17 protein-coding genes and 1 riboswitch are annotated in these 15,932 nt (G+C 62.3%); of the genes, 6 read left to right on the top strand and 11 right to left on the bottom strand.

The window, feature by feature from the left end; genetic code table 11:
* Nucleotides 1-21: 21 nt before the first annotated feature.
* Nucleotides 22-1,008, bottom strand: a complete 987-nt coding sequence (gene moaA, locus ACJ8IP_RS11930; RefSeq protein ID WP_016928681.1) for a GTP 3',8-cyclase MoaA — start codon at nt 1,006-1,008, stop codon at nt 22-24.
* Nucleotides 995-1,139: riboswitch (molybdenum cofactor riboswitch) on the bottom strand. It overlaps the preceding gene by 14 nt.
* Before the next feature lie 336 nt (nt 1,140-1,475).
* Here moaA and yvcK point away from each other — a divergent pair.
* Nucleotides 1,476-2,393, top strand: coding sequence for a uridine diphosphate-N-acetylglucosamine-binding protein YvcK (yvcK, locus tag ACJ8IP_RS11925; protein WP_033642237.1), 918 nt, complete (start codon nt 1,476-1,478; stop codon nt 2,391-2,393).
* 6 nt (nt 2,394-2,399) lie between these two features.
* Here yvcK and ACJ8IP_RS11920 read toward each other — a convergent pair whose 3' ends face one another.
* The 3 genes from ACJ8IP_RS11920 to ACJ8IP_RS11910 all read right to left on the bottom strand — a co-directional run bounded on the left by ACJ8IP_RS11920 (nt 2,400) and on the right by ACJ8IP_RS11910 (nt 5,439).
* On the bottom strand, nt 2,400-2,666 hold the full coding sequence (locus ACJ8IP_RS11920; RefSeq protein ID WP_004939783.1) for a VF530 family DNA-binding protein: 267 nt from the start codon (nt 2,664-2,666) through the stop codon (nt 2,400-2,402).
* A 100-nt stretch (nt 2,667-2,766) separates the two neighbouring features.
* Complete coding sequence (uvrB, locus tag ACJ8IP_RS11915) at nt 2,767-4,779, bottom strand: excinuclease ABC subunit UvrB (protein WP_033642236.1); 2,013 nt, start codon at nt 4,777-4,779, stop codon at nt 2,767-2,769.
* A gap of 531 nt (nt 4,780-5,310) precedes the next feature.
* Nucleotides 5,311-5,439 (bottom strand): hypothetical protein, encoded by a 129-nt coding sequence (locus ACJ8IP_RS11910; protein ID WP_255326645.1) that lies wholly within the window; start codon nt 5,437-5,439, stop codon nt 5,311-5,313.
* Between the two features lie 453 nt (nt 5,440-5,892).
* Between ACJ8IP_RS11910 and ACJ8IP_RS11905 the strand changes: the two genes are divergently transcribed.
* Nucleotides 5,893-6,615, top strand: a complete 723-nt coding sequence (locus ACJ8IP_RS11905; RefSeq protein ID WP_033652359.1) for an ATP-binding cassette domain-containing protein — start codon at nt 5,893-5,895, stop codon at nt 6,613-6,615.
* 24 nt (nt 6,616-6,639) lie between these two features.
* On the opposite strand, the gene bioD is transcribed toward ACJ8IP_RS11905, so the two are convergent.
* The 4 genes from bioD to bioB are packed head-to-tail and all read right to left on the bottom strand — an operon-like array spanning nt 6,640 to nt 10,246.
* Nucleotides 6,640-7,314 carry a dethiobiotin synthase gene (bioD, locus tag ACJ8IP_RS11900; RefSeq protein WP_033652358.1) on the bottom strand — a complete coding sequence of 225 codons (675 nt, stop codon included), beginning with the start codon at nt 7,312-7,314 and terminating at the stop codon, nt 6,640-6,642.
* Nucleotides 7,307-8,074 (bottom strand): malonyl-ACP O-methyltransferase BioC, encoded by a 768-nt coding sequence (bioC, locus tag ACJ8IP_RS11895; RefSeq protein ID WP_047025676.1) that lies wholly within the window; start codon nt 8,072-8,074, stop codon nt 7,307-7,309. The genes bioD and bioC overlap by 8 nt, the downstream gene beginning before the upstream one ends.
* Complete coding sequence (gene bioF, locus ACJ8IP_RS11890; protein ID WP_047025677.1) at nt 8,058-9,209, bottom strand: 8-amino-7-oxononanoate synthase; 1,152 nt, start codon at nt 9,207-9,209, stop codon at nt 8,058-8,060. Before bioF ends, bioC begins: the two co-directional genes overlap by 17 nt.
* A complete protein-coding gene (gene bioB, locus ACJ8IP_RS11885) occupies nt 9,209-10,246 on the bottom strand; it encodes a biotin synthase BioB (RefSeq protein ID WP_033652413.1) in 1,038 nt (345 codons plus the stop codon). Before bioB ends, bioF begins: the two co-directional genes overlap by 1 nt.
* 88 nt (nt 10,247-10,334) lie before the next feature.
* Here bioB and bioA point away from each other — a divergent pair, with 88 nt between their 5' ends.
* Nucleotides 10,335-11,609: an adenosylmethionine--8-amino-7-oxononanoate transaminase gene (gene bioA, locus ACJ8IP_RS11880; RefSeq protein ID WP_240290296.1), complete on the top strand. Its 1,275-nt coding sequence runs from the start codon at nt 10,335-10,337 to the stop codon at nt 11,607-11,609.
* 4 nt (nt 11,610-11,613) lie between these two features.
* On the opposite strand, the gene ACJ8IP_RS11875 is transcribed toward bioA, so the two are convergent.
* Both ACJ8IP_RS11875 and ACJ8IP_RS11870 read right to left on the bottom strand, forming a co-directional pair.
* Nucleotides 11,614-12,015, bottom strand: a complete 402-nt coding sequence (locus ACJ8IP_RS11875) for a YkvA family protein (protein WP_047025679.1) — start codon at nt 12,013-12,015, stop codon at nt 11,614-11,616.
* 2 nt (nt 12,016-12,017) lie between these two features.
* Nucleotides 12,018-12,293, bottom strand: coding sequence for a metal/formaldehyde-sensitive transcriptional repressor (locus tag ACJ8IP_RS11870; protein ID WP_025301915.1), 276 nt, complete (start codon nt 12,291-12,293; stop codon nt 12,018-12,020).
* 78 nt (nt 12,294-12,371) lie between these two features.
* Here ACJ8IP_RS11870 and dmeF point away from each other — a divergent pair, with 78 nt between their 5' ends.
* Nucleotides 12,372-13,340 (top strand): CDF family Co(II)/Ni(II) efflux transporter DmeF, encoded by a 969-nt coding sequence (gene dmeF, locus ACJ8IP_RS11865; RefSeq protein WP_072628154.1) that lies wholly within the window; start codon nt 12,372-12,374, stop codon nt 13,338-13,340.
* A 32-nt stretch (nt 13,341-13,372) separates the two neighbouring features.
* The gene (locus tag ACJ8IP_RS11860; RefSeq protein WP_042783877.1) at nt 13,373-13,855 is read left to right on the top strand and encodes a kinase inhibitor; all 483 of its coding nucleotides are present in this window, start codon (nt 13,373-13,375) and stop codon (nt 13,853-13,855) included.
* A 64-nt stretch (nt 13,856-13,919) separates the two neighbouring features.
* Here the strand turns inward: ACJ8IP_RS11860 and pgl are convergent, their stop codons facing one another.
* The gene (pgl, locus tag ACJ8IP_RS11855) at nt 13,920-14,915 is read right to left on the bottom strand and encodes a 6-phosphogluconolactonase (RefSeq protein WP_033652352.1); all 996 of its coding nucleotides are present in this window, start codon (nt 14,913-14,915) and stop codon (nt 13,920-13,922) included.
* A gap of 178 nt (nt 14,916-15,093) precedes the next feature.
* On the opposite strand from pgl, the gene ACJ8IP_RS11850 reads away from it, so the two are divergent.
* On the top strand, nt 15,094-15,912 hold the full coding sequence (locus tag ACJ8IP_RS11850) for a pyridoxal phosphatase (RefSeq protein ID WP_033652412.1): 819 nt from the start codon (nt 15,094-15,096) through the stop codon (nt 15,910-15,912).
* The last annotated feature ends 20 nt before the right edge of the window (nt 15,913-15,932 follow it).

Genomic DNA, 15,932 nt, shown 5'->3' with positions numbered 1-15,932 from the left:
TCAATAAGCTCCTATTGGCTGTCAGCCGCCGATAAACGACAGGTTCTGGGTGATCCCACTGTTACCCTGATGCAGGAAATGGGTCTGCTTCTTGCTCAGCAGCCCGCTCTGAATGCGCGCCTTCAGCGCGTCGAGCTGGCCGTCGTCCGCCAGCAGATCGCGCAGGGGCACCCCCTGCTCGCCGAACAGGCACAGATGCAGATTGCCGATGGAAGAAACGCGCAGCCGGTTGCAGCTGGCGCAGAAGTCTTTTTCATACGGCATGATAAGACCCACCTCACCCTGGTAGTCCGGATGGCTGAACACCTGCGCCGGGCCGTCGCTGCGGCCGCGCGCCTGGCGCTGCCAGCCCTGCTGCTCCAACTGCAGGCGAATCACTTCGCCGGAAACGTGGTGTTTGCGAAACAGTTCGCCCCCCTCGCCGGTTTCCATCAGTTCGATAAAGCGCAGCTGGATCGGCCGATCCTTGATCCAGGCGAGAAACGCGCCGAGTTGCTGGTGATTGACGTCGCGCATCAGCACGGCGTTGACCTTGACCTTGCTGAAACCGGCGCTGAAGGCGGCGTCGATGCCGTCCATCACCTGGCGGAACTTGTCCTGACCGGTAATGGCGTGAAACTGGCGGGGATCCAGACTGTCGATGCTGACGTTGATCGCCGTCAGACCGGCGTCACGCCAGGCGGCGACGTCGCGCGCCAGACGGTAGCCGTTGGTGGTGACCGCCAGCGTGCGAATGGCCGGATTTTCCCGCACGGCGGCGATGATCTCGGTAAAGTCGCGGCGCAGCGAAGGCTCGCCGCCGGTCAGGCGCACCTTTTCGGTGCCCAGTTCGGCGAACGCGCGGCTGACGCGGCGGATTTCATCCAGCGACAGGAAGCTTTTCGGGCTGCCGCTCGGCTTGTAGCCGTCGGGCAGACAGTAGGTGCAACGAAAGTTGCACACGTCGGTGATCGACAAGCGCAGGTAATAGAACTTGCGCTCATAAGCATCAATGAGTTGCGGTACCATAACACCTTTCCAAAGTCGGGAGATGCGAGCGTTTCCCCTCTGCACCCTGGTGGCTGACTTCGCCACGGCCCAGGCGCCATATCGTTCCGGATGAACAACGTAGGCGCAGGGGCTAGGAGTTTGATTTCTCTTCCCGCTACCTTGAGTAGCCGGAATGAAACCGTGGTTTTCAGCAGAATTCTAGCGCTAATCGGCAACGATAGCCAACGCGTTAATTCGCTATATAACTGTCTATACAGCGTTTTTAGACGCCGCGTAATCGGGTAAACCATGATAAACATCGCTTACGAGGGCGAATTGACCAGAATCACGCAAATGGCACTCTTTATCCCCTAAATGATGGGCGTCGCCTCCCGACGGCAAGCGCGTTCACCCCAGAGGCAACGTCAAGGATAACGGGTATATCGCGTTTTTACGCCGGATCCGCTACCTTATGCGGGCAGTTCAGCCCCTTTGTAAGGAAATTTATGCGTAATCGTACCCTGGCCGATCTCGACCGCGTGGTGGCGTTGGGCGGCGGACACGGCCTGGGCCGTGTGATGTCGGCCCTGTCGTCCTTAGGCTCCCGCCTGACCGGCATCGTTACCACCACCGACAACGGCGGTTCCACCGGCCGCATCCGCCGTTCGGAAGGCGGTATAGCCTGGGGCGATACCCGCAACTGTCTCAACCAGCTGATCACCGAGCCGAGCGTCGCCTCGGCGATGTTCGAATACCGCTTCAGCGGCAACGGCGAACTGGCCGGCCATAACCTCGGCAACCTGATGTTGAAAGCGCTGGATCATCTGAGCGTGCGCCCGCTGGAAGCGATCAACCTGGTGCGCAGCCTGTTGAAGGTGGACGCGGCGTTGATCCCGATGTCGGAACAGCCGGTGGATTTGATGGCGCACGATCACGAAGGCAACCATGTTTACGGTGAAGTGAATGTTGACCAACTGACTCATATGCCGCAGGAGCTGATGCTGTCTCCCCCGGTCAACGCCACGCGCGAAGCGCTGGACGCCATCGCGCAGGCCGACGTGATCCTGATTGGGCCGGGCAGTTTTCTCACCAGCCTGATGCCGCTGCTGCTGCTCGACGATCTCACCCAGGCGCTGCGCCGCAGCAGCGCCAGCATGATCTATATCGGCAACCTCGGCCGCGAGCTGAGCGTGGCCGCCGCGGCGCTGTCGTTAAAGGATAAGCTGACGCTGATGGAAGAGAAGATCGGCCGCCGAATGATCGATGCGCTGATCGTCGGCCCGGCGGTGGACGCCAGTGAAGTGCAGGATCGGGTGGTGATTCAGCAACCGCTGGAAGCGAGCGACATCCCTTATCGCCACGATCGCCAGCTGCTGCGCCAGGCGCTGGATCAAGCGCTGGTGGAGCTGGCCGACCGCCGCTAACCGAATTTAACCGTCTCGCCCGCGCAGCCAGGGATTATCGCTGGCTGGGGCGGGATGGCTGACCATATCGATATACAGATCTTCCACCTCTTTACGCGCCCAGGGCGTGCGACGCAAAAATTTCAGACTGGACTTGATGCTCGGATCGCTGCGGAAGCAGTTGATGCGAATGCGCGCGCCCAGCTCGGACCAACCGTAGTGATCCACCAGTTTATTCAGCAGTTGCTCCAGCGTCACGCCGTGCAGCGGGTCTTTAGACTGGTGTTGGCTCATGTTCGGTACTCTTCGTGGTCAAATCGGGCCGCACACCATAACAGCTTTGACGCGGCCGACAAGGAATTTTGACGCCCACAGCGCGGGCGCCGTCCAACGGTCAGGAAATCGCGATGAACTGCTCGCGCAGCTGGTGGATCTCGTCGCGCAGCGCAGCCGCCTGCTCGAACTCCAGATTTTGCGCATGGGTATACATCTGCGCTTCCAGATCGCGGATTTTCTGATCCAGCGCTTTCGGCGTGAGGTTCTGCAGCTGAGCGCCGCTGTCCGCCGCCTTGCCCCTGCCTTTACCCTTGGCGCGGTTGACCGGCTGGCCAATCTGCAGAATGTCGCCGATCTTCTTGTTCAGCCCCTGCGGCACGATGCCGTTGGCTTCGTTGTAAGCCTGCTGCTTGGCGCGCCGCCGCTCGGTTTCACCGATCGCTTTGGCCATCGAATCGGTGATGCGATCGCCATACAGGATCGCCTTGCCGTTCAGGTTACGCGCCGCGCGGCCGATGGTCTGGATCAGCGAACGTTCGGAACGCAGGAAGCCTTCCTTGTCGGCGTCCAGAATCGCCACCAGCGACACCTCAGGCATGTCGAGCCCCTCACGCAGCAGGTTGATGCCCACCAGCACGTCAAACTCGCCCAGACGCAGGTCACGAATGATTTCGACGCGTTCCACGGTGTCGATATCCGAGTGCAGGTAGCGCACGCGCTCGCCATGCTCTTCCAGGTATTCGGTCAGGTCTTCCGCCATGCGTTTGGTCAGGGTGGTCACCAGCACGCGCTCGTTGATCGCCGCGCGTTTGCGGATCTCGGAGAGCAGATCGTCCACCTGAGTGGCGACCGGCCGCACTTCCACGATCGGATCCAGCAGCCCGGTCGGGCGCACCACCTGGTCGATCAGATCGCCGCCGGATTTCTCCAGCTCATATTTGCCCGGCGTGGCGGAGACATAGATGGTCTGCGGCGCCAGCGCCTCGAACTCCTCGAAGCGCAGCGGGCGGTTGTCCAGCGCCGACGGCAGGCGGAAACCGTACTCCACCAGCGTTTCCTTGCGCGCGCGGTCGCCCTTGAACATCGCGCCGATTTGCGGAATGGTGACGTGGGATTCGTCGACCACCAGCAGGCCGTCCGCCGGCAGGTAATCGAACAGCGTCGGCGGCGGCTCGCCCTCGGCGCGCCCGGAAAGGTAGCGCGAGTAGTTTTCGATGCCCGAGCAGTAACCCAGCTCGTTCATCATCTCCAGATCGAACTGGGTGCGCTGCGTCAGGCGCTGCTCTTCCAGCAGCTTGTTGTTGGCCAACAGCACCTTGCGGCGGTCCGCCAGATCGACCTTGATCTCTTCCATCGCCTGAATGATCCGCTCGCGCGGCGTCACGTAGTGCGACTTCGGGTAGATGGTAAAACGCGGCACCACCTGCTCAATCTGCCCGGTCAGCGGATCGAACAGCGACAGCCGCTCCACTTCGTCGTCGAACAGCTCGACGCGCAGCGCCAGCTCGTCCGATTCCGCCGGGAAGATGTCGATCACCTCACCGCGCACGCGGAAGGTGGCGCGCTGGAAAGCCTGATCGTTGCGGGAATACTGCAGCTCCGCCAGCCGGCGCAAAATGGAGCGCTGATCGATGATCATGCCCTTGGTCAGATGCAGCATCATCTTCAGGTAAAGATCCGGATCGCCCAGGCCGTAGATCGCCGACACCGACGCCACCACCACCACGTCGCGCCGCTCCAGCAGCGCCTTGGTGGCGGAAAGGCGCATCTGCTCGATGTGCTCATTCACCGAAGCGTCTTTTTCAATGAAGGTGTCGGAGCTGGGCACGTAGGCTTCCGGCTGGTAGTAGTCGTAGTAGGAGACGAAGTACTCCACCGCATTCTCCGGGAAAAACTCTTTCATCTCGCCGTACAGCTGCGCCGCCAACGTCTTGTTCGGCGCCAGCACCATGGTCGGCCGATTCAGATCGGCTATCACGTTGGCGATGGTGAACGTTTTGCCCGAGCCGGTTACCCCCAGCAGCGTCTGGTGCGCCAGGCCGTCTTCCAACCCCTCTTCCAGTTTGCGGATGGCTTCCGGCTGATCGCCGGCCGGTTTGAAATCAGAATGCAGTTTGAAAAGTTTACTCATTGCTCGGCTACCCTGTGGAGATGCGCGCGCTCAGGCGGCCAGCCGGCTCTGCGCCGGACGTGGCCCCTAATTATGGAAAGTGTCGGCGATTTGCGCCAGTGCCCATGATACTGGATATAAAACCAGCTTCAAGCGGATTCGTCGCTGCGCGCGGCAGCGCGGCAACGCCGTTGCACCGTGAGGTTACAGTGGGGTGACATTTTTATTGTCAATAACAGATTTATCCCCAGAACTTGCCGAAAATTAACTTATTGATAGCACCGCGGCGAAAAATCACACATAGAAACCCGATCAATGCCCTGGCGTCTTGATTTTAGTTAATTTATTGATAATTAATAGTTTTAATAAAAAGACGAGATTGCGGACAAAGCGAACAGAACCCGCGTCGGCTCTCGCTTTACAGCGTTTTTCTAAATCTAATGCACAAGGTTATCCACAGGAATAGTGGATAACTCTCACCGCCCCGCCCGTGGCGGGAGTTACAGAAAGAAAGCTTTTCGCCCTTTACACTCGCCAAAATGGCTTTTTTAGTTATTTTTTCATAAAAATATCGCTTTGTTTATGCCGATTAATACTAAAAATCCCCATTGCCAAAATCGCATTGCCCCCTTTCACGCCGATCGCGCTTGACGGCGGCGCAACGCCTTGCACCACGCCCACGCTGGAGAGCACCACAAGAGTGCAAAAAACGTCCGGGTTAACTTCCCGGCGTATTTTCAGGCCGCCGCGGCAGAGCGCGTCGGGCCTGACAGGCGGTTAACAAAGCGATAACACTCCCCCTTTTCGGCCAGTGGCAAAACTGGCCTGGGAGTTGCTTTATCTTCCCGCGTGCGAACGAGGCGCGACAGCATAATGCGCTGCCGAATGCGGCGTGCAACCGCCGCCTGGCTATGCCTCGTAAAAGCGCGAGAACGACACCAAGTCGTCATAAACGTCGTTTTTCACGACATATTGACTGTCTTTCCGTCCACCGCAGACATTGCTCAGGTGAATCGGAGGGACGGCATTTTGTTCCGGACATTGCCACACTCGGGAAATCAACCGCCAATGCGGCCTTTGCAGCACCCCACCAACGAGTGGAACGGGCGCCTATGTCTATGAGGAGAATGCCACATGCTGAGTCTGAGATCGGTCAATCAATTTTACGGGCAAAATCATACCCTGTGGGACATCAACCTGGAGCTGCCGCGCGGCCAGTGCACCGTGCTGCTCGGGCGCAACGGCGTGGGCAAGACCACGCTGGTCAACTGCATCATGGGGCATTTGCCGGTGGTGAGCGGCAGCATGACCTGGCAGCCGGCGGATCAGCCGCCGCAAAACCTGCTGCTGCAACCGATGGAGCGCCGCGCCGCACTCGGCATCAGCCACGTCCCGCAAGGGCGGCAACTCTTCTCGCAGCTGAGCGTGGAAGAGAATCTGCAAGTGGCGCAGATGGCCGTGCGCGGCGCCCCTTACCGCATTCCGCCGCTGATCTACAGCCTGTTTCCCAATTTGCGCCAGATGCGCACCCGCCGCGCCGGCGATCTGTGCGAAGGCGCTCAGCGCCAGTTGGCGATTGGTCGTGCGCTGGCGCAGGAGCCGGCGCTGCTGATCCTCGACGAACCGACAACGGGCGTACCGCCCTCGATCGCCGCCGACATCGGCAACGTGATCCGCAGGCTCAACTATGAGTTGGGCATGACCATTTTGCTGGTAGAGCATCAGCTGCCGTTCGTGCGCCGGGTGGCGGATCGTTTTTGTCTGCTCGATAGCGGGCGCACCGTGGCGCACGGCGCGCTGGCGCAGCTGGATGAGGCGCTGATCGGCGCCGGGCTGGCGGGATCGGAAGGAGAATGAGGGAGAGGCCCCCCTCATGGAAATTTATAGCAGGCTGATATCCAGATACTGCCCCAGCGGCGCCCGTTCGGCCTGCGGCAGGTGCGGGATTTCGCCCAGCAGCGGCGCGGGCAGCATACGACGCAGCGTAGCCAGGTATTCCTGATGCCGCCGCCCCGGCGGCGCCACGTCGTTGGCGATCCAACCGGCCAGCGTCAGCCCGGCCTGTTGCACCGCCTGGGCCGTCAGCACCGCGTGGTTGATGCAGCCCAGCTTGATGCCCACCACCAGGATCACCGGCAGTTGCTCTTGCCGCACCCAGTCGGCGAAGGTGTACTCCGCCGACAACGGGGTAAACCACCCGCCGGCCCCCTCGACCAGCACCCAGTCGGCGCGCTGCTCCAGCCGGCGCAGGCCATCGGACAGCCGCGCCGCGTCGATCGGCCGGCCTTCATCGGCGCTGACGATATGCGGCGAGGTCGGTTCGGCAAATACGTAAGGGTTCACTTCGTCGTAACGGAGCGCCACGCCGCTGTTGGCCTGCAGCGCCAGCGCGTCGCCGTTGCGCAGCCCCTCGGCGGTCATCTCGCTGCCGGAGGCCACCGGCTTATAGCCGGCGCTGCGGTAGCCCGCCCGGTTGGCGGCCTGCAGCAAGGCGCTGCTGGCGACGGTTTTCCCCACTTCGGTGTCGGTGCCGGTCACGAACCAACGTTTACTCACGATAAATCACTCCATAAGCCAGATGATAGCTGAGCGGGAACTGCCCCTGCCGACACGGGTAAGCCGCCTGCAGCGCGGCGAGGCGGCCGCGCGACATCAGGCCGCCCTCGCGCCCCTGATGCAAATGCGTCGCCCCGATGCCCTTGAGCGAACGCATCAGCGTCATCACGTCCGGGTAGTTCAGGATACGCAACTCCGTCACCAGTTCGTGTCGATAGGCGGCGCAGGCGGTGCGGATCTGCGTCAACGGCAAAAAGGCGTTCACGTGACGTTCGCCGTCCACCTGTTGCCAGGCGTCCCCCAATTCCTGCAGCGAGCCCGCCGCCAGCGTGGAAAACAGGATCACGCCGCCGGGACGGGTCACGCGATACAGCTCTGCCAGCGCGGCAGGCAGATCGCTGCACCACTGCACCACCAGGCTGCTGAAACAGATGTCCATCGCCGCATCGGGCAGCGGCACCTGTTCGATATCGCCCAGCAGATAATGATGCGCCGCCTGCCGTTGGCGGGCGACGTCCAGCATGCCCGGCGCCAAATCGAGCGCGGTCACCCGTTTGCCGCGCTCACGCCACATACGGCTGAAATAGCCGGTGCCGCAGCCGGCGTCCAGCAGCTGTTCGCCCGAGTGGGAACTCCCCATCCCCAGTAAGCGCTCGCCAACGTCACGCTGCAGCTCGGCGGCGGCGTCGTAGCTGCCGGCCGCGCGGCTGAAGGCCGAGGCGACCGCCTGTTTGTTCACTGTGTCATTGGCTGACGTCATTCAGCACCTCCAGCAGGCGATCGATATCCTGCGGCTGATGCGCCGCCGTCAGGGTAATGCGCAGCCGCGCGCCGCCCGGCGGCACCGTCGGCGGACGGATGGCGCTCACCCACAGGCCGCACTCGCGCAGGCGGGTCGCCAGATCGAGCGCGCGTTGATTGTCCCCCACCAGCAGCGGCTGGATGGCGGTGTCGGAATCCGTCAGGGTCAGCGCCAGCGGCGCCGCGCCCTGACGGAAACGCCGAATGTTGTCCTGCAGCCGGGTGCGCAGATCATCCCCCTCGCGAATGCAGACCAGCGCCGCCTGCAGCGCGCAGGCCTGCGCCGGCGGCATCGCGGTGCTGTAGATCAGATGGCGGGCGAACTGCAGCAGATACTCGGCGGTCGCCTCATCGCACAGCACCGCCGCGCCGCTGACGCCGAACGCCTTGCCGAAGGTCGCCACCAGCAGTTCAGGCCGCACGCCCTGCTGCCAGCAGCTGCCGCGGCCTTGTTCGCCGCGCACGCCGATGCCGTGGGCGTCGTCCACCATCAGCCAGGCGCCCGCCGCACGGGTTAAGCGATGCAGCTCTGCCAACGGCGCGCCGTCGCCATCCATGCTGAACACCCCTTCGGTGACCGCCAGCCGCTGCCCGTCGCAGGGTTTGGCCAGCAGATCCGCCAAGGCCTGCGGTTGATTGTGCTGGAACCGGCGCAGCTCGGCCGGCGACTGCGCCGCCGCCTCCAGCAGCGAGGCATGGCTGAGACGATCGGCCAAAATGCGATCGCCCTTTTGCATCAACGCCGCCAGCACCGCCTGGTTGGCGGCGTAGCCGGAGATGAACAGCAGCGCGCGCGGATAGCCGAGCCACGCCGCCAGTTGCTCTTCCAGCGCCTGATGCGCCGCGCTAAAACCGGTCACGTGGCCCGAACCGCCGCTGCCGACGCCGTAACGCTGCGCGCCCTGCTGCCAGGCGGCGATCACCCGCGTATCCTGGCTCAGCCCCAGGTAGTCGTTGCCCGAGAAGTTCAGATAGAGACGATCGCCGAGCCGGATCTGGCGGCCATTGCCGCCCTCGGTGGTCTGTCGCCGGCGGTAGGCGGCGTTCAGGCGCCGCTCAGCCAGCGCCTGCTCGATGCGTTGCTGCCAGCTCATCACGGCGCCGCGTTGTAAAACTCGGCGGTATCGGCGTTCAGCAGTTGCTTGGCCAGCACCTGCTGTTGCTGGTTGTCGCCGTGTTCGGTTGCGGTCTGCTGCGGGTTGAGCCCCAGCTTGCGGAACAGCTGCAGGTCTTTGTCTTCTTCCGGATTCGGCGTGGTCAGCAGCTTGCAACCGTAGAAGATCGAGTTGGCGCCGGCCATGAAGCACATCGCCTGCGTCTGTTCGTTCATCTGTTCGCGGCCTGCTGAGAGACGGACATAAGAAGATGGCATCATGATGCGCGCCACCGCGATGGTGCGGATGAAATCAAACGGATCGACGTCATCGTTATCCGCCAGCGGCGTGCCTTTCACCTTCACCAACATGTTGATCGGCACGCTCTCCGGTGGTTTTGGCAGGTTGGCCAGCTGCACCAGCAACCCGGCGCGATCGCGCACCGTTTCACCCAGCCCGACGATGCCGCCGGAGCACACTTTGATGCCGGCGTCGCGCACCTTGTCGAGCGTATCCAGGCGCTCCTGGTAGCTGCGGGTGGTGATGATGTTGCCGTAGAACTCCGGCGAGGTGTCGAGGTTATGGTTGTAGTAATCCAGCCCGGCCTCCGCCAGCCGCTCGGCCTGGGTGCCGTCCAGCGTGCCCAGCGTCATGCAGGTTTCCATGCCCATCGCTTTCACGCCCTGCACCATTTGCTGCAGATAAGGCATATCGCGCTCGTGCGGGTTCTTCCACGCCGCGCCCATGCAAAAACGGGTCGAACCGTTCGCCTTGGCCTTGCGCGCCGATTCCAGCACCTGCTCGACCTGCATCAGCCGCTCCGACTCCAGGCCGGTCTTGTAGCGTGAGCTCTGCGGGCAGTATTTGCAGTCTTCTGGGCAAGCGCCGGTCTTGATCGACAGCAGCGTGCTGACCTGCACCTGACGCGGGTCGAAGTGCTGGCGGTGTACGGTTTGCGCTTCGAACAGCAGTTCCAGCAGCGGTTTATCAAACAGGGCCTGGGCTTGCCCTACTGTCCAGTGAATGCGGTCGGCCATCATGGCGTCTCCAAAACGAAAAAGTGTCGCCAGTTTAAATATTGTGGATATACTGTCAACCAATCTTAATCCAATTTGGTTTACAACAATGTCTGTCACCGCTTCCGACCTGGCGTTTGACCAACGCCATATCTGGCACCCCTACACCTCCATGAGCCGCCCGTTACCCTGTTACCCGATCGAATCGGCCAACGGCGTCGAACTGCAGCTGGCGGACGGCCGGAGTCTGGTGGACGGCATGTCCTCCTGGTGGGCGGCGATCCACGGTTACAACCATCCGCGCCTGAATCAGGCCGCCAGCCAGCAGTTGGAGAAGATGTCGCACGTGATGTTCGGCGGCATTACCCATCCGGCCGCCATCTCGTTGTGCCGTCGGCTGGTGGAAATGACGCCGGAAGCGCTGCAGTGCGTGTTCCTGGCGGACTCTGGTTCGGTGGCGGTAGAAGTGTCGCTGAAAATGGCGCTGCAGTACTGGCAGGCGCGCGGCGAGCGCCGGCAGCGCATCCTGACGCTGCGCCACGGCTATCACGGCGATACCTTCGGCGCGATGTCGGTCTGCGATCCGGACAACTCGATGCACAGCCTCTATCAGGGGTATTTGGCGCCGCACCTGTTCGCCACCGCGCCGCAGTGCCGCTTCGACGAGGAATGGCGTGAAGAGGATATCGCGCCGTTCACCGCGCTGCTGGAACAGCACGCCGGTGAAGTGGCGGCGGTGATCCTGGAACCGGTGGTGCAAGGCGCCGGCGGCATGCGCATCTATCATCCGACCTATCTCAAGCGGGTGCGCGAGCTGTGCGATCGCCATCAGGTGCTGCTGATCGCCGACGAGATCGCCACCGGCTTCGGCCGCACCGGCAAGCTGTTCGCCTGCGAGCACGCGCAGGTGGTGCCGGACATTCTCTGTCTGGGCAAGGCGCTGACCGGTGGCTATATGACCCTTTCCGCCACCTTGACTACCCGCCATGTGGCGGAGACCATCAGCAACGGCGCGGCCGGCTGCTTTATGCACGGGCCGACCTTTATGGGCAATCCGCTGGCCTGCGCCGTGGCGGACGCCAGTCTGGCGCTGCTGGCGGAAAATCGCTGGCAGGCGCAGGTGAGCGCCATCGAAACCCAGTTGAAGCGGGAACTGTTGCCGTTGGCGGCGCTGCCGAAGGTGGCCGACGTGCGGGTGCTGGGCGCGATTGGGGTGGTGGAGATGCGCGAACCGGTGGATGTCGCCGAGCTGCAGCGCGGGTTCGTCGAGCGCGGGGTATGGATCCGGCCGTTCGGCAAGCTGATTTACCTGATGCCGCCTTACATCATCGAAGCGGACCAGCTCAGCCGCCTGACCGCCGCCGTCGCCGCCGCCGCGCGTTAATGCCTTACCAATGCTGGTCCAGATAGCGGGCCAGCAATCCCAAACACAGCAGCCACAGTACAATGATCATCGCCGCCGCCATGCGGCCGGTGGGATTATCGACGCGCTTTTGCGCCTTCTCGCGCAGCTCGGCCATCAGCGGTTTGGGGATCAGCCGCACCGCCAACATGATGCCCAACGGCACGATGATCACATCGTCCAGATAGCCCAGCACCGGAATAAAATCCGGGATCAGATCGATCGGTGAGATCGCATAGCCGGCCACCAGCAGCGCGATCAGCTTGGCGTACCACGGGGTGCGCTTATCACGGGCGGCAAGCCACAGCGCGTAGATATCGCGCTTGATGCCTTTGGCCCAACGGCGCAGCCAGCCGAACCACGGCGTGCGTTTTTTCAGTGAAATCATGATTACTTCATATAAGAACGTAAAACGGTCATCAATTGCTCGATGTCCTGCTCGCGCTGCTGCGGCGTAGCGTCCGCGGCAGCCAGATGTTCGCGCACATGCCCTTCCAGCACCTGCGCCATCAGGCCGTTGACCGCGCCGCGCACCGCCGCGATCTGCTGCAGAACAGCCGAACATTCGCCGCCGCTCTCCAGCGCGCGCTCCAGCGCTTCGGCCTGCCCTTTAATGCGGCGCACCCGCGCCAACAGCTTCTTTTGATCTCTGTGGGTATGGCTCATCATTTCCGCCTGATTGTTATTTACTATACTGGGGTATAGTATATTTCAGCACACTATCTTTTGCTGAGGAACTTCACCATGACGTCTCACGCGCCCGTTTTGCACCGCGAGCACAGCCACGTTTTTGACGATGGTAACCCATTGGCCGAAAGAAACACCAGATGGGCGGTGATACTCACCGCCAGTATGATGGCTATCGAGATCGCCGGCGGCTGGCTGTTTAACTCGATGGCGCTGCTGGCCGACGGCTGGCACATGAGTTCGCACGCGCTGGCCCTGGGCCTGTCGGTACTGGCTTACGGCGCCGCACGCCGGCTGGCCAAGGATCGCCGCTTTAGCCTCGGCACCTGGAAGATCGAAGTGCTGGCCGGTTACACCAGCGCGGTGTTGTTGGTGCTGGTGGCGGCGCTGATGCTGTTTCAGTCTGGGCAGCGGCTGCTGAATCCCAGCCCGATTCATTACAACGAAGCCATCGCCATCGGCGCGATCGGGCTGGCCGTCAACCTGCTCTGCGCCTGGCTGTTGCGCGGCGGCGGCCACCATCATCATCACGGGGATGACCACGACGACACTCATCACGACCTCAACCTGCGTTCTGCCTATGTTCACGTGCTCGCCGACGCCGCCACCTCGGTGCTGGCGCTCGTCGCGCTGTTCGGCGGCAAGCTTTGGGGCGCCGCCTGGCTCGATCCGCTGATGGGCATCGTCGGCGCGGCGATGGTGGCCGCCTGGGCCTATAGCCTGATGCGCGATAGCGGAAAGATTTTGCTGGATGCCGAAATGGACGCCCCGGTGGCGCAAGAGATCCGCCAGGCCCTGGCCGCTTCCGGCCACGCGCTCACGCTGACCGATTTGCATGTAGGCCGCATCGGCAAAGGAAAATATCATTGCGTCCTCGCCCTGAGCAGCGCCGATCGCGCCCTCACCGCCGATCGGGTGCGCCAACTGTTGGCCGCGCATCCCGAACTGGTGCATGTCACCGTCGAGATCAACCGTCCGCCGCTGGCGCAAGGGGTTGTATTGTTCCACCGAAAAGATCTAGCTTAAGGGTCCGCGTTTATCGACAACTGGGAGTCATTATGGCTTTTCGTTTGTACAGCAACGATCTGCAGGACGGCGGCACAATGCCGCAGACTCAGGTCTTCAACGGCATGGGCTACCGCGGCGATAACCTGTCGCCGCACCTGGCCTGGGACGGCGTGCCCGCCGGCACCAAAAGCTTCGTCGTCACCCTGTACGATCCCGATGCCCCGACCGGCTCCGGCTGGTGGCACTGGGTGGTGGCCAATATTCCGGCCGACGTGCGCGAGCTGCCGCAGGGCGCAGGCTCCGGCAAAGCGCCGTTGCCGAGCGCCGCGCTGCAAACCCGTACCGACTTCGGCTCGGCCGGTTACGGCGGCGCCGCGCCGCCGAATGGCGAACGCCACCGCTATCAGTTCACCGTGCATGCGCTGGACGTGGAAAGCATTGAGGTGGATGAAGGCTCCAGCGGCGCGTTGGTGGGCTTTAACGTGCATTTCCACAGCCTCGGCAGCGCCACGCTGACGGTGATGTTCAACTGATTGATCTCCGCCCATAAAAAAGCGCGGCTCAACCGAACCGCGCTTTTCTGCTCTGCCCGCCGAATTACTTCGCCAGCACGCTTACCCACATCGGGCCTTTGCCCACCGGATAACGCGCCAACATAGTCAGCTGACCGCTGGCCTGATCAATTTCATGCACCGCGATGTGATCGGACTTCTGGCCGGACGAAATCACGAAGCGGCCGCTGTGATCGATATTGAAACCGCGCGGTTGCGCTTCGGTCGGATAATAGCCGACCACGCTCAACGTGCCGCCGTCTTCGGAGACGCTGAAGAGGGTCAGAATGCTGGCGGTGCGATCGCTGGTGTACAGGAAGCGGCCGTTCGGCGTGATATGAATGTCCGCCGCCCAGCGGGTGCCGTCGAAATCGTCCGGCATGATATCCAGCGTTTGCGTCACGGTGTATTTGCCGCCGTTTTCCGAAATGGCCAGCACGTCCACCGTGCCGTTCAGCTCGTTGACGCAGTAAGCGAACTTGTCGTTGTGGTGGAACGCCATATGGCGCGGACCGGCGCCGGCGGCGATATCCACCGCGTCCTGCGCGTGCGGCGTCAGCTGGCCCGCCAGGCTCAGGTTGAACAGACGGATGCGGTCTTCTTTCAGACACGGCACCAGCACCAGCTGGTTGGTCGGATCGATGTTGGCGGAGTGCGGCGCGCTCAGGCCGTCGATCTGTTGGATCGGCGCCGTGACCACGCCGTCGTGGCCGATCGGGCTGATGCTGGCGCAGTTGCCGCTGTAGGAAGCGGAGAACAGGTAACGCCCCTGCAAATCGGTGGAGATATGGGTCGGGCTGCCCGGCAGCGGCGCCATGCCGGCCTGCTGCAGCGTGCCGTCCGCCTCGATGCGGTAACTGACGATGCCGAACGCCGGACGCACGCCGACGTACAGGTGAGTCTTGTCCGGATGAAGGGTCATCGGCTGCACCTGGCCCGGCACGTCAACGGTTTGCAGCAGCGTCAGCGCGCCGGCGTCGTCCAACTGCCAGACGTGGATCTGCTGGCTCTCCGGGCTGGCGACATAAACGATTTGCTTCATGTGTTCTCCTTGCAAAGGGTAAAAGAGGAACCGGTTTCAGGCCGTTCGATTGTCCCTAGCTTACCGCACATCCGTCGCATGGCAACCCTGCTTAGCACCGGAAGCTCACGCGGTTTTCTCCATTGGCTATCCGGTGTACCATCGGATTAATTTTATGGCTAACGATAACGAGAACCCTATGAGCTACCGCGTCATCGCCCTCGATCTTGACGGCACCCTGCTGGACAATCAAAAACGCATCTTACCGCAGTCGCTGGAAGCGCTGGCGCAGGCGCGCGCCGCCGGCGTCCAGGTGGTGGTGGTCACCGGCCGCCATCACGTCGCCATCCATCCGTTCTACCAGGCGCTGCAGATTGACACGCCGGCCATCTGCTGCAACGGCACTTACCTGTATGATTTTCAGCAAAAAAAGGTGCTGGCCGCCGATCCCTTGGCGAAGGAGCAGGCCAAACAGGTGCTGCAGATGCTCAAACAGACCGACATTCACGGGCTGATGTACGTTGACGACGCCATGCTGTATCAGGAACCGAGCGGCCACGTGACTCGCTCGCTGGCCTGGGCCGAAACCCTGCCTGCGGCGCAGCGCCCGACGCTGCTGCAGGTCGGCAGCCTGGCGCAGGCGGCCGACGACGCACAGGCGATCTGGAAATTCGCCACCTCGCACGCCGATATTCCGGCGCTGCGCGAGTTTGCCGACACGGTGGAAAAAGAGCTGGGGTTGGCGTGCGAATGGTCCTGGCACGATCAGGTGGATATCGCCAAAGGCGGCAACAGCAAAGGCAAACGCCTGCGCCAATGGGTGGAGTCGCAGGGGCTGAGCATGGATCAGGTGGTGGCGTTCGGCGACAACTACAACGACATCAGCATGCTGGAAGCGGTCGGTTTGGGCGTGGCGATGGGCAACGCCGATGACGCGATCAAGGAACGCGCCGATCTGGTGATCGCCGATAACCTGCAGCCGGGCATCGCCGAGGTGATCCGCACCCGCGTGCTGTAGTCTTTTCGCCCTCCCGCCGG

The organism is Serratia sp. CY52157 (genome assembly GCF_052168495.1).
GTDB classification, from domain to species: Bacteria; Pseudomonadota; Gammaproteobacteria; order Enterobacterales; family Enterobacteriaceae; genus Serratia; species Serratia ureilytica.
Note: the sequence above shows the minus strand (reverse complement) of the source record. Positions and strands in the feature narration are given on the sequence as shown.